This window comes from Marinitoga aeolica, assembly GCF_029910535.1.
Lineage (GTDB): Bacteria > Thermotogota > Thermotogae > Petrotogales > Petrotogaceae > Marinitoga > Marinitoga aeolica.
Genome location: NZ_CP069362.1, coordinates 345,644 through 360,284, shown reverse-complemented (window position 1 = coordinate 360,284; position 14,641 = coordinate 345,644). Strand labels below are relative to the sequence as shown.

Below are 14,641 nucleotides of genomic sequence, written 5' to 3'. Positions count from 1 at the left end.
ACTCTCACACCTTTACTACGGATTTTTTACCTAATAGTCCGTCTGGTTTTATTAACAATATTACAATAAGAATGATAAATGCAAATGCATCTCTATAACCTGCAGCACCTGGCATTAAAGCAACAAGGAAAATTTCAAGCAACCCTAATAGAAATCCTCCCACTACAGCACCTGGAATTGATCCTATACCACCTAAAACAGCAGCGATAAAGGCTTTTAAACCAGGCATAAATCCCATATATGGGAATACATTAGGATATCTCATAGCCCACATGATTCCCCCAGCAGCAGCCATTGCAGAACCAAGAGCAAATGTGAAACCTATAACCATATCAACATTGATACCCATTAAAGAAGTTGTAGGAATATCGGATGATATAGCTCTCATAGCCATACCAATTTTTGTTCTATATACAATCCAGAATAAGATCAAAAATATAATGGCTGTTACAAAGAAAATTAAAAATGTCATTACAGGAATCCTTGCATCTAAAATATTCCACGTTTTGTCCATTATCCATTTATTGTTATCATTAAATACAGATGTAAATGATTTTGGAACTGCACCAAAAACGACAACAGCAACGCTTTCTAAAAAGAAACTCATACCAATAGCTGTTATTAAAGCAGAAATTCTTGGTGCGTTTCTTAAAGGTTTATAAGCTATTCTATCAATTAAAAAACCTAAAATAGCAGCACCTGAAACTCCTATAATAATGGATAGCCATAAAGGAGAGCCCATTAAAGAAGCATAAAACGCAAAATATACGCCCATCATCATAATGTCTCCATGTGCGAAATTAATAAGTCTTAAGATTCCATACACCATAGTATAACCTACTGCTAGAAGTGCATATAACCCGCCAAACATTAATCCGTTGAATAAGTTTTGTAGAAAAGTAGCTCCACTCAATGCCGACACCTCCATTTTTAATAAAAAACCCCGGAAGAACCGGGGAAAGAATTTTTAATAAATTAATAATTTGCAGGATTAATTGTTGTTACATAAGTGAATTCTCCATTTTTAACCATATCAATAACAACGGATTTTTCAGCATCTCCGTTTTTATTGATAGTAATCATACCAGTAGCACCTGGGAAGTTTTTAACTTCTCTAATTGCTTTAGCTATAGCTTTAGGATCAGCTTTCCCCGCCATTTCAATAGCTTTTCTTAATACTAAATATGCATCAAATCCCAAAGCATGCATTGCACCAGGTTCGGAACCATATTTTTCTTTGAACTTTTCAACAAATACTTTTGTCATATCTGTTGCAGCACCTTTTGGATGGAAATGAGTTGTGTAATATAATCCTTCTACAGCATCTCCTCCAATTTTAATTAATTCAGGAGCTTCTGCACCATCACCAGCTAAGATAGGTCCTTTAAATCCTAACATTCTAGCTTGTCTTGCAAATAATGAAATTTCTGGATAATAACCTGTAATATATAATACATCAGGATTTTTATTAATTGCATCTGTTAATTGAGCACTGAATTCCTGGTCGCCAGTTTTAAAGAATTCGATGAAATAATTTCCACCTAATTCCTGGAATTTCTTTTTGAAGAAATTAGCTAAACCAACACTATAATCTTGTTCAACATCGATAAATACAGCAGCTTTCTTTGCATTTAAATTTTTATATGCAAATATAGCAGCAGCAGCACCTTGATAAGGGTCTATAAAACAAACACGAGATACATATTTTTTTCTATTTGTAACTAATGGATTTGTTGAAGAAGAAGTTAACATAGGTATATGTTTTCTTTCTGCAACAGCTCCACCAGCTAATGAGTGAGCACTTGCTACCTCACCAATAATTGCAACAACTTTTTCTTTATCTATTACCCTACTTACAGCATTGGCAGCTTCTGTTTTTTCTGATCTGTTATCAACCAATACTAAATCAATTTGTTCACCTAATACTTTAGGATACATTTCATGAGCTAATTCAATACCTTGCCATGACATTTCACCAAAAGCTGCGATCCCACCAGTCATTGGTAATACAACACCAACTTTAATATTTGCAAACAAAACCAACGAAAGAACTAAAACCAAGGCCAATAAAAATTTCTTCATAGAATCCCTCCTTATTCTAATTTTCAACAATGTAAAAACTTGTTTATATTTTACTATATTTTAATATTATTGTCAAGTATGAAATATTTTTCAATATATATTAAAAATTGTCGTATTTTATTAACATAAGAAATAAAAAAAAATCAGACCTATTATGGTCGATTCAGACTGTTGGCAAAATAAAATATGAAAAAATAATATGAGAGAATCCTTGGAAATTCCCAAACTTTCGCTTCGCGAAATTTTAAATATTATAAACTAAAATATTGCTTTATTTATAACCTATATTAATTATTGTATTTTTTTAATATATAAAAATATGTTCATGAGCATTTTTGAGGAATAAGAATTTTCACCGGATGAACGAATATTATTTTGAATATTTTATTTTGCACTTTGTCTACATACTGAAATCAGACCTATTATGGTCTGATTAAGTTTGTTTGACTATAAAATCATGGTCCCATCAATGATGGGACCATGATTAAAAGAATATTTTTGCTATTTCATAGATTCTTGAATCAATTTCTTTATTTTTTAATAAATCTGGTGTAAGAGGAACATCGGTTATATCAAAACCTTTAAGAGATAGAGCAATATTTACTTTACCTTTTTTTACATACTCAACAGCTTTAGTTGAGAACATAGTTGCAATTAATCTATCAAATGAAACAGGTGTTCCACCACGTTGCATATATCCTAAATTAACATTTCTACATTCAACACCTTCGATATTTTCTTTAATATATTTTGATACAATTTCAGATGGAGAACTTTCAGGATACTGATCTTGTATTAATTTTAATCTTTCTGATAATGGACATTTTTCTTGAACTACGACAATTGAAAATTTCTTTCCCTCATCATATCTTTTTTTAATATTTTCTATTAGTTTGTCAGGGTTAAATTTTATTTCGGGAATTAAAATATAATCTGCACCACCTGTTAATCCACCAAGAGTAGCTAACCAACCAGCTTCATCTCCACCAACTTCTACAACAATAACCCTATGACCAGCACTGGCAGTTGAGTGCAATGCATCCAGGGTTTTTGTTACTGTTTCTAATGCAGTAAAGAACCCTATACTAAAGTCAGTCCAGGGTAAATCATTATCTATTGTTGCTGGAATTACAATTGATGGCATTCCTTCATCAGAAATTTTTAAAGCAATTTCTGTACCTGTGTGACCACTCATTATTACAAATGCGGTTATTTGATATTTTTCAAAATTTTCTTTTAATTTAGTAAAATCATCAGGATTTTTTGTTGGATCAAATTTAGATGAACCCAAAATAGTTCCACCACGTTCCAGAATTCCAGATACATGTTCTTTTGTCATAACAAAAACTCTATCTTCTAAAAAGCCTTTAAAACCATCATAAACGCCTAAAACTTCAATATCTTCAATAGCAGATTTCCTAACTAGTGCTCTAATAGCGCTATTAAGCCCAGGACAATCTCCACCAACATTCATAACAGCAATTCTTTTCATAATTCTCCCCCTTTATTTAAAAATTTTCATTAATATTGGAATTACGACAATAGAAACGATAGACATAAGTTTTATTAATATATTTATTGCAGGTCCAGCGGTATCTTTAAAAGGATCACCAACAGTATCACCAATAACAGAGGCTTTATGTGCAAAACTACCTTTTCCACCAAAATTGCCTTCTTCAATATATTTTTTTGCATTATCCCATGCTCCACCAGCGTTGGCCATAAATATAGCAAGCATGACACCTGAAACTGTAGTTCCCACTAACATCCCTGCAACAGATTCTTTTCCTAGGATGAAAAACATTATAATAGGCATAAATACAGCTAATAATGAAGGGAAAACCATTTTTTTTAAAGCCCCTTTTGTGGCAATAGAAACACAAGAGGAATAATCTGGATCTGCTTTACCCTCCATTAATCCTACAATTTCTTTAAATTGTCTTCTAACTTCCTGTACCATTATTTCTGCAGCCTCACCAACGGCTTTCATGGCCATTGAGGAAAACAAAAATGGCAACATACCACCTACTAAAGCACCGATAAATACCTGTGATTTTGAAAGATCTATAATATTTAATCCGGTAACTTTGGTATAAGAAGCAAATAATGCTAAAGCAGTTAAAGCAGCAGATCCTATAGCAAAGCCTTTTCCTATGGCAGCAGTAGTATTTCCAACAGCATCTAATTGATCAGTTCTTTCTCTTACATAAGATTCAAGTTCTGCCATTTGTGCAATTCCACCAGCATTATCAGCTATAGGACCGTAAGCGTCTATAGCTAGAGTTATACCAAGAGTAGCTAACATACCTACACCTGCTAATGCAATACCGAATAAACCAAGTAAATTATATGAAATTATTGTAGCAATGGAAATTAAAACAACTGGTATAGCTGTTGATTCCATTCCAACTGCCATGCCACTAATCAATAAAGGCGCAGCACCACTTACCGCACTATTAGCAAGATGTTTTATAGGACTTTTTGCAGTATAGTATTCTGTAATACTTCCTATGATCATACCAACTATCATACCCAAGAATATAACAAAAAATGGATTAATGGTTTTTAGGATCATTAAGGATAAAAATAAAACACCCAGTAATGTTAAACCATTTGCAATATATGTTCCAAAATGCAAAGCTTTTGAAGGATCTACATCATCTTTATTTTTTAAACTAAAATTGAAAACAAGTATACCGATTATTGCGGATAAAATTCCAATAGATACGACTAAAAATGGGAATACAGCCCCTTCTTTATCATAAACCAGTACACCTAAAGCGGAAGCAGAAAATATTGATCCAACAAAAGATTCATATAAATCTGCTCCCATTCCGGCAACGTCTCCAACATTATCTCCAACATTATCAGCAATAACTGCAGGATTTCTTGGGTCATCTTCAGGGATGCCTGCTTCAGTTTTTCCAACTAAATCTGCTCCAACATCTGCAGCCTTAGTAAATATACCTCCACCAACTCTTGCAAACAATGCGACTAAAGAGGCTCCCATAGCATAACCGCTCATTGATACAGTGTCACCATTGGTTAAGTAAAAGATTAATCCTAATCCAAATAGACCAAGTGAAGCTACAGTCATTCCCATAACTGCTCCACCATTAAAAGCAATTTTTAATCCTTTACTTAAAGATTCAATTGCACCATGAGCTGTTCTGGTATTAGCCTTTGTCGCTATACTCATACCAAAAAAACCAGCTGAAACAGATAGAGTAGAGCCAAGAAAAAAAGATAAAGCCATTTTCCACCCATTTATTAAACCTAGTAACACAAAAATAATGAGAACTATGACATATAATATTTTATATTCTGATATTAAAAATGCCCTTGCTCCCATTTGGATTGCTCCGGAAATTTTTTGCATTTTTTCATTACCTGGAGAATTTTCCAGTACTTTAAAAGTAAGGAATACAGTAAATATAATCCCTATTAAACCAAAAATAATCCCACTTAAGTTGAGAATATGCATTAGAATCCTCCCTCCACTATTATAATTTATACCATATTATATCATAAATATTTGATTGATAACAAAATAAAATTATTTAAATTGTTAAAGGGAAAGATTTTTTAGACGATTTAATAAATCGAGGTGAGGTGGAAATATGAATAGATATTGTATATTTAATGAGGAAAATAATATAAAAATTTTAAGGTTTCTCACAAATATAACAGTAGAAAATAGTGGTTATATTAAAGAAAGATTAGAAAAATTTTTATCTTTTGAAAATAAGGAGATTATAATAGATTTTTCAGATGTATATTTTATTGATAGCAATGGATTGGGGGTTATCATTTCACTTATTCAAAGAGCAAGAAAATATAATAATAGATTAATTTTTATAAATGTAAATTCTTTAATAAAAAATATTTTGGATATAACAAAAGTTAATAGATTAATGAATATATTAGATACTTATGAAGAAGCAAAAAAATATGCAATGGCATTATAAAAATCCAGCCCAAGCTGGATTTTTATAATAATTTTTTGATTTTTTTAATAATATCTTCAATAGCTTTCATTTTTTCTGTGTTATATTCTTCTTTAGCTTTTTCATATTCATTTTGCCAATAATCTAACCCTCTTTTTATAATGGCTTGAGCATCACGTAAAGTGGAATTGTCATCTTCTACAAATAGCATTCTTTTAATAGAAACAGGAAGTTCTATTAAAATTCTTCCTCTTATATTTTTTAATTCAATATTATCTTTTTTAAAAGGAAAATTATTTTTAAAAAAAACATTTGTATTATATATTTTTAAGATTTTATTATTAACAGGAGAAATATGAAATTTTACTATATCTTTTATACATTTATGGCAATATCCTATTTTTTTTTCAATTCCATCGTAATCAAAACTTTGAATAATTTCAGCATCATTTTTATGACATAAATTGCATTTCATTATACTTCATCTCCTGTTAAATCTTTGTTATTAAATTTATTCATTGCATCTGTTATTTTTCCATCTATAATTAAATTAATTGCTGGAATAATCTTATCTATTACTTTATTTATTTTATAATATTCTTCATTTGAAAATTCACTTAAAACAAAATCCGCAAGATCCATATATTCTGGTTTTGGACCAATACCAACTCTAATTCTAGGAAATTCTGTACTTTGTAATACAGAAATAATAGATTTTAAACCATTGTGTCCTCCAGCGGAACCATTTGGTCTTATTCTTATTTTTCCTAAATTTAATGCAACATCATCATATATTACTATAATATCTTTAGTATTAACATAATATTTTTTTAATTCATAAAAAACTTTTCCGCTTAAATTCATGTATGTAAGCGGTTTTATTAACATCAAATCATCATTATAATATCCTTCAAAAGTTCTTTTTTCAATTCTTTTGAATTTATTTTTGTTTAATTCATAATATCTGTCTATAACCAAAAACCCCACGTTATGTTTTGTAAAAACATAACGTGGGCCAGGATTTCCTAAACCAATTATTATTTTCATAGATTAAGCTTCTTCTCCCTCTGTTTCTTCTTCTGTACTTTCAGTAGTTTCTGAAATTCTACCTGCAACAGGAATAGCTACAACAATTTCTTCTGGATCTAATAATACATCAATTGATTCAGCGATATTTAAATCTTTTACAGTTAAATGATCATTTACATCTAATTCTGAAATATCAACAACAAATTTTTCAACAATATCTTTTGGTAAAATTTCTACAGGCAATTCATGATGATGAATTTCTAGCATACCACCTTTTGATAACCCTTTAGCTTCCCCAACAAATTCAATAGGAATGTTAAGGTGCATTTTGTGTCCTGCAGCAGGAATGTAAAAATCTGCATGAATAGGTTTATCAGATACTTTATGTCTTTGAATAGTTTTTAAAAATGCTGTAAGTGTATATACTTCACCATTTTCTTTTTCAACCTTTAACTGGATTGGAGTTGTTTCTTCAATTTTTTCAATCATTAACATCGCATCAACCAATGAAATTTTCAAATGTACATTTTCACCTTCTAAACCAGGTCCATATACTACAGCCGGGATAAACCCTTCTTTTTTTACGTGATTAGATTTTTCTCCTTCTTTTCTTTCAATAGCTTTTAGTTGATATACTTTTGCCATTTGAATCCCTCCTATAATAAATTATTATTTATAATATCTTATTTAAATAATATACTTACAGATAAATTGTTTTTAATTCTTGCAACAGTTTCACCAAGCAGTGAAGCAACAGACAATACATGAAATTTATCTGGCAAATCATTATGATATATTGTATCTGTAACATATATTTTTTCAATCACTGAATTTTGTAACTTTTCCTTTGCGTTTTTGGAAAGAACACCATGTGTTGCACATGCAATAACCTTTTTTGCACCCTTTTTCTTTAACATTTCAGCGGCTCCTACAAGAGATCCTCCTGTATCAATTATATCATCGAATATTATGGCGGTTTTTCCATCAACGTCACCAATAATATTTACAATTTCAGCTACGTTATCTTTGGGTCTTCTTTTATCTAATATAGCTAATGGTAAATTCATTTTTTCTGCTAATTTTCGAGCTCTTTTAACTCCACCAACATCTGGTGAAACAACAACAGAGCTTTCTGAGTCAAAATCATTACATTCATTTTTAAAGTAATTGACGAAAACAGGAAATCCCATTAAATTATCAACTGGAATATCAAAGAAACCTTGGATTTGTTCAGCATGTAAATCTAATGTAACAATTCTTGATGCTCCAGCAACAGTTAATAGATTAGCAACTAATTTTGCTGAAATTGGGTCTCTTCCTCTTGCTTTTCTATCTTGTCTTGCATAACCAAAATATGGTATAACTACAGCAATAGAATTGGCGGATGCTCTTTTTAAAGCATCTATCATAATTAATAATTCCATCAAATTATCATTTACAGGTGCTGAAGTAGATTGTATAACAAAAGTATCCAACCCTCTTACAGTTTCACCTATTCTTAAATTTACCTCTCCATCTGCGAATCTTTTTAATTCAACTTCACTTAATCTTATACCTAAGTATTGGACAATTTTTTCAGCCAATGTTTTGTTGGAACTACCACTAAAAATTTTAATTTCGTGGGCCATTGAAAAAGGCATTTTTTTACTCTCCTTTCTCCCTCTTTTTGAATACCCATTCTTCTTTTGTTATTTGCTTAGCTCTACCAAGAGCTAAAGCACCTTTTGGGATATTCTGTGTGATTGTTGAACCTGCGCCTATTAAAGAATCGTCATCGATTTTTAAAGGTGCAACTAATGCACTATTGCTACCTACAAATACTCTATTTCCTATATATGTTTTATGTTTATTTTTTCCATCATAGTTGCATGTTATAGTACCCGCACCAATATTTGTATCTTCTCCTATTTCAGCATCACCTAAATATGTCAAATGTTGTGCTTTGGTATTCTTATTTATAATGGTTTTTTTTGTTTCTACAAAATTACCAATTTTTACATTGTTTTTTAATACAGTTCCTGTTCTTAATCTTGAATATGGCCCAACTGAAACATTATTTTCTATAGTAGCTTCTTCACATTCTGAACGTAAAATCTTTACATTATCACCAATTTTACAATTTATTACTCTTGTCATTGGCCCAATTTCACAATCTTCACCAATTTCGGTTTTTCCAAAAATAAAAGTCATTGGATGTATAATTGTGTCCTGCCCGATTTTTACTTCTGGCGAAATATATGTAGTATCAGGGTCAATTATTGTAACACCATTAAGCATTAAGTTTTTCAATGTTTTTTCTTTCATTATCTTTTCAGCTTCTGCTAATTGAATTCTATTATTTATTCCTAATGATTCAGAAAAATCCTCTAAAATATAGGTTTCAACATTATCTAAATATTTAGGTACATCTGTTAAATAATATTCACCTTGATTATTATTTGGTTTTATTTTTAATAAACCTTCTAATAATTTAGATCCTTTGAAAACAACAAAACCTGAATTCACTTCTTTTATTTTTTTCTGATCATCTGTTGTGTCAGCTTCTTCTACTATATTTATAAATTCACCTTTTTCATTTTTTATAATTCTACCATAACCTGTTGGATTATCTAAAATAGCTGTTAATATTGTTGCATCCGCATTTGTATTTTTATGTTTATCGATAAGTTTTTTTAATGTGTTTTCTGTAATTAAAGGAGTATCACCATATAATATTAAAACATCTTCATCAGTTATAAATTCTTTAGCTGACATTACAGCATGACCAGTTCCTAATTGTTTATTTTGGTAAAAAATTTCCACATCAGATGGTAAAATTTCTTTTACCATTTCACTTTTGTGACCTAAAACTACACCTATTTTAGAAGGATTAAGCTTTTTTGCAGTATCAATAACCCAATTTATCAATTCTTTTCCCATTATTTTATGCATTACTTTAGGGTATTTTGATTTCATCCTTTTACCCAATCCCGCAGCTAAAATTAAAACTCTCATAATACACCCCCGACACAATATTATACAGTATATATTTTAACATTATTTTCATTAATTAAAATTAAGATATTATCACAATTTCTTCAAAGCTTGTGTAATAATATTCTCTAAAGGAATATTTTCTATATCCATGTTTTTTAAAACTTTATATATTTTATTCCTGTCAAATCCCAAAGATTCAAGTGCATCCAAAGCGTCATTTAATTTGTTATTGTTACTGGAAGATATGAAAGAATCAAATTTATTTTTAAGCTCATTTGCAATCCTTTCAGCAGTTTTTTTACCAACTCCCGGTAATTTAGATAAACCACTAATATCATTTGCAGATATCATAGTGGCAATACTTTCTGCATCTGCATTTTGTAATATTCTTAATGCACTTTTAGCACCAAGTTTAGAAACTTTTTTTAAATTAATAAATATAGATCTTTCAAGATCATCATAAAATAAGTATAAAGAGATATTTCTTTCGTTGACATCTAAAAATGATTCAAAAGTATATTCTTCATTTTCTTTACAATTTTTTAATATTCTATAAGTAGGAATACTTTCAAAAAAGAAATTGCCCGTCTGTATGATTATTTCGCTTGAATCTAATTTATTTATGATTCCTTTTATTTTTCTTATCATCAAATTTCCTCCAGGTTAAACATATAACCACGAATTTTGCCAACTAAATAAAGAGATCCTGTTATAAAATAATAGTCAAAAGGTATTGATATCAATTTATTGAAAGCTTCAATAGGATTTTTTATAAATATTACATTATTTGTAATATTTTTAAACAAGTTATAGACATTTTCGGGGTTAGTTGATCTTTTATTTGGAACTTGAGTAACTATTATATATTCAAACTCATTTGCTATTATTTTTACCATTCCATCGATATCCTTATCATCTAAAATTCCAATTAATGCAGCTTTTTTGAAATTTTTGAGGTATGTTTTAATCGAATTTTTTAATGCTAAAGCACCTGATATATTATGAGCACCTTCAAGAATAACATTTTTATTTTTATATTCAACTAATTCAAAGCGACCTTCCCAAATAAAATTTTTTAAAGCTTTTTTTGTTTTGGCTATATCAAGATTTTTCCCTATTTTTTCGAAATAACTTTCTACAGCCATAATAGCGGTTGAAACATTATATGGTTGATAAGTTCCGTTAGCCTTATATACTAAATTATCTATTTCATTATAAGGACTCTTATAATTGATAGAATTCCAATTTAAAGAAAATGCACAGTCATTAAAATAGAAATCTTTATCGAATTGAAAAATATTTTTTATTCCAACTTCATTTGCTCTCTCGAAAATGATTTTTTTAGCCGATTCATTTATTTTCCCCAATACAAGATTGTTATTCTTTTTAATTATTCCAGCTTTTTCAAAAGCAATGTCCTCTAAAGTGTTTCCTAATAAATTCATATGATCATATTGTATGGTTGTAATTACAGAAACATCAGAATTTACAACGTTTGTGGCATCCAGTCTCCCACCCAATCCAACTTCTAATACAGCAATGTCAATTTTGTTGTTTGAAAAATATTTTAGAGCTAAAGCGGTGATTATTTCAAAAAATGAGGGAGACATTTCTTCTTTCATTGCATCCATCTTTTCAATTGGAATGATCATATCATTTAGGGTTTCTATAAATTCAGTATCTTTTATAGGTTTTCCGTTTATTTTTATTCTTTCTGATATGTGGGTTAAATGTGGTGAAGTGAAAATCCCGACCTTTAAACCATGTGCTTTCAATATATCGTGTATAGCACGCGAAGTACTACCTTTCCCGTTGGTTCCTGTTACATGAATAACGGGGAAATCCTTTTGTGGATTTCCCAATAATTCACATAATTTATTTATTCTTTCTAAACCGTATTTTATTCTAGTTCCACCACGTCTATTATATATATAATCAACAGCTTCTTTTAAATTAGAAATCATACTAATTTAACTCCTCTAGCAATTTTTCTAATTTTTCAATTTGGCTTTTTACAAATGCATGTTTTTCCTTTACTTCTTCAATAACATCCTCAGGAGCTTTAGCCATGAAGTTTGCATTATTTATTTTTTTATCATATTTCATAAATTCTTTTTCTAATTTTTCTTTCTTTTTATTTAATCTTTCTTTTTCTGCTTCTATATCAATTAAATCCCCTAATTTCACGTAAGCTTCAATTGTATCATCAACATATGAAGTAGCAGCCTTGGCCGGTTTAGAATCAACAATTTCCAACTTTGTAACAAAAGCTAATTCTTTAATAAGAGATTGATTGTTTTTAATCCAACTGTCATCGCGTAATGTTTTATAAGCAACTTCAACTTTTGTAATTTGAGGAATGTTTATTTCAGCTTTTACATTTCTAATACCTCTTATGAATGCTTTTATCTTTTCAAACTCTTCTTCTTCTTTTATAAATGAATGTTCTTCCATATATTCTGGCCATTTTGCAGTTATTAAATATTTTTCTTCAGTAATACGTGGTAAATTTTGCCATAATTCTTCTGTTAAGAATGGCATAAACGGATGCAATAACCTTAAAGAAGAATCCAATACTCTAACTAAAACATTTTGAGCTATTTTTTTATTTTCTGATTTTAATCTATTTTTTACTGCTTCAATATACCAATCACAATATTCATTCCAGAAGAAATCATACAAAGCTCTTGCTGCTATGTTAAATTCGTATTTTTTAAGAGCATCAGTAACGGTGTTTATAGTTTTATTTAATTTTGACAGCATCCATTTGTCTTCTAATTCTAACATTTCTGGAGTAAGGTCTATTTTTTCAAAATCATCCATATTTAACAATACGAATCTTGTGGCATTCCAGATTTTATTTGCAAATTTAGAATATGATTCAAACGCTTGTGGATCCAGTTTTATATCTCTACCCTGAGCTGCCAATATTGCTAATGTGAATCTCATAGGATCGGCACCAAACTTTTCTATAATTTCCAATGGATCAATTCCGTTACCTAAAGATTTTGACATTTTTCTTCCATATTTATCTCTAACTAACTGATGGATGTATACATCGGAGAATGGTTTATCCTCCATGAATTTTTCACCCATTACAATCATTCTTGCTACCCAGAAGAATATAATATCAAAACCTGTTACGAGTAAATCTGTAGGATAATATTTTTTGAGATCATCAGTATTTTCTGGCCAACCTAAAGTTGAAAACGGCCATAATGCAGAACTAAACCATGTATCTAATACATCTTCATCCTGTCTTATATTTGTAGAACCACATTTTTGACATGTATGTATATCTTCTTCAGAAACATTTATATGGCCACAATCATCACAATACCATACAGGAATTCTATGACCCCACCATAGTTGTCTGGAAATACACCAATCTCTTATTTCATTCATCCAATTTAAATATACTTTTTTCCATCTACCAGGATAAAATTTAATATCAGCTTTTTCAACAGCATCTATGGCTTTTTCTGCCAATGGTTTCATTTTTACAAACCATTGATCTAACAAGAAGGGTTCAACAACTGTATTACATCTATAACAATGTCCTACAGAATGTGTCATTTCTTCAATTTTAACTAAATATCCTTCTTTTTCTAAATCTTCTACTACGGCTTTTCTGGCTTCTTTTCTATCTAAACCAGCATATTTTCCACCATTTTCATTTATTTTTGCAAATTCGTCCATTATTTGAACAGTTTCTAAATTATGTCTTTGACCCATCAAATAATCATTAGGATCATGAGCTGGAGTAACTTTTAACGCACCTGTTCCAAAAGAAGGATCCACATATTTATCAGCAATAATAGGAATTTCTCTACCTACTAGAGGTAAAATAGCAACTTTGCCAACATAATCCTTATATCTTTCATCTGATGGATGAACTGCAATTGCTGTATCTCCTAACATAGTTTCAGGTCTTGTTGTAGCAATAATGATATAATTATCTTCGCCTTTTATTGGGTATTTTATATGATAAAATGCACCCTTTTCATCTTTGTGTTCAACTTCTTCATCGGATAAAACAGTTCCACAACTTGGACACCAATTTACAATATATTTTCCTTTATATATTAAACCTTCATTATATAATTCAACAAAAACTTTTCTAACAGCTTTATTTAGACCATCATCTAAAGTAAATCTTTCTCTTGACCAATCTACTGAAGCACCAATAGCCATTATTTGTTTTTTAATATGATCTCTATATTCATTTGCCCATTTCCATACTCTATCTATAAATTCTTCTCTTCCATAATCTTCTTTTCTTTTTCCTTCACTTTTCATTAAGAACTTTTCTACAACATGTTGAGTCGCAATACCAGCATGATCTTCTCCTGGCAACCACAAAGTGTCTTTCCCTTGCATTCTATTAAAACGTGTTACTATATCCTGTAAAGATATATTTAAAGCGTGTCCCATGTGTATTTTTCCAGTTATATTTGGCGGAGGTATAACCATTGAAAATTTTCCATTTCCTTCTCCTTTTGCTTTAAACAATTCATTATCAATCCAGAATTTATACCATTTTGTTTCAATTTCGTTTGGTGTATATCTTTTTCCAATATCCATACTTTTACCTCCTAAACGATTAT

The 14,641-nt window shown here is 30.0% G+C and carries 13 protein-coding genes; 1 reads left to right on the top strand and 12 read right to left on the bottom strand.

Features of this window, described 5'->3' with window-relative positions; translation table 11 throughout:
- Positions 1-4: 4 nt before the first annotated feature.
- The 4 genes from JRV97_RS01670 to JRV97_RS01655 form a co-directional block, all read right to left on the bottom strand.
- Positions 5-928, bottom strand: coding sequence for a branched-chain amino acid ABC transporter permease (locus JRV97_RS01670; RefSeq protein ID WP_407081554.1), 924 nt, complete (start codon positions 926-928; stop codon positions 5-7).
- Between the two features lie 47 nt (positions 929-975).
- Positions 976-2,082: an ABC transporter substrate-binding protein gene (locus tag JRV97_RS01665; protein WP_280999651.1), complete on the bottom strand. Its 1,107-nt coding sequence runs from the start codon at positions 2,080-2,082 to the stop codon at positions 976-978.
- Between the two features lie 484 nt (positions 2,083-2,566).
- Entirely contained in the window at positions 2,567-3,574 is a 1,008-nt protein-coding gene (locus JRV97_RS01660) for a 6-phosphofructokinase (RefSeq protein ID WP_280999649.1), read from the bottom strand.
- Between the two features lie 12 nt (positions 3,575-3,586).
- Positions 3,587-5,566: a sodium-translocating pyrophosphatase gene (locus JRV97_RS01655; protein WP_280999647.1), complete on the bottom strand. Its 1,980-nt coding sequence runs from the start codon at positions 5,564-5,566 to the stop codon at positions 3,587-3,589.
- Positions 5,567-5,702: 136 nt separating this feature from the next.
- On the opposite strand from JRV97_RS01655, the gene JRV97_RS01650 reads away from it, so the two are divergent.
- Entirely contained in the window at positions 5,703-6,050 is a 348-nt protein-coding gene (locus JRV97_RS01650; RefSeq protein ID WP_280999645.1) for an STAS domain-containing protein, read from the top strand.
- A 22-nt stretch (positions 6,051-6,072) separates the two neighbouring features.
- On the opposite strand, the gene JRV97_RS01645 is transcribed toward JRV97_RS01650, so the two are convergent.
- From JRV97_RS01645 to JRV97_RS01610, 8 genes are all read right to left on the bottom strand, one after another.
- Complete coding sequence (locus JRV97_RS01645; protein ID WP_280999643.1) at positions 6,073-6,504, bottom strand: hypothetical protein; 432 nt, start codon at positions 6,502-6,504, stop codon at positions 6,073-6,075.
- Positions 6,504-7,076, bottom strand: a complete 573-nt coding sequence (pth, locus tag JRV97_RS01640) for an aminoacyl-tRNA hydrolase (protein ID WP_280999641.1) — start codon at positions 7,074-7,076, stop codon at positions 6,504-6,506. The genes JRV97_RS01645 and pth overlap by 1 nt, the downstream gene beginning before the upstream one ends.
- Positions 7,077-7,079: 3 nt before the next feature.
- Positions 7,080-7,703 carry a 50S ribosomal protein L25 gene (locus JRV97_RS01635; protein WP_280999639.1) on the bottom strand — a complete coding sequence of 208 codons (624 nt, stop codon included), beginning with the start codon at positions 7,701-7,703 and terminating at the stop codon, positions 7,080-7,082.
- Positions 7,704-7,741: 38 nt separating this feature from the next.
- Positions 7,742-8,698, bottom strand: coding sequence for a ribose-phosphate pyrophosphokinase (locus JRV97_RS01630; RefSeq protein ID WP_280999637.1), 957 nt, complete (start codon positions 8,696-8,698; stop codon positions 7,742-7,744).
- 4 nt (positions 8,699-8,702) lie between these two features.
- A complete protein-coding gene (gene glmU, locus JRV97_RS01625) occupies positions 8,703-10,052 on the bottom strand; it encodes a bifunctional UDP-N-acetylglucosamine diphosphorylase/glucosamine-1-phosphate N-acetyltransferase GlmU (RefSeq protein WP_280999635.1) in 1,350 nt (449 codons plus the stop codon).
- Positions 10,053-10,124: 72 nt separating this feature from the next.
- Entirely contained in the window at positions 10,125-10,682 is a 558-nt protein-coding gene (gene ruvA / locus JRV97_RS01620) for a Holliday junction branch migration protein RuvA (RefSeq protein ID WP_280999633.1), read from the bottom strand.
- Complete coding sequence (locus JRV97_RS01615; protein ID WP_280999632.1) at positions 10,682-11,998, bottom strand: bifunctional folylpolyglutamate synthase/dihydrofolate synthase; 1,317 nt, start codon at positions 11,996-11,998, stop codon at positions 10,682-10,684. Before JRV97_RS01615 ends, ruvA begins: the two co-directional genes overlap by 1 nt.
- 1 nt (position 11,999) lies before the next feature.
- Positions 12,000-14,618, bottom strand: a complete 2,619-nt coding sequence (locus tag JRV97_RS01610; RefSeq protein ID WP_280999630.1) for a valine--tRNA ligase — start codon at positions 14,616-14,618, stop codon at positions 12,000-12,002.
- Between the last annotated feature and the right edge of the window lie 23 nt (positions 14,619-14,641).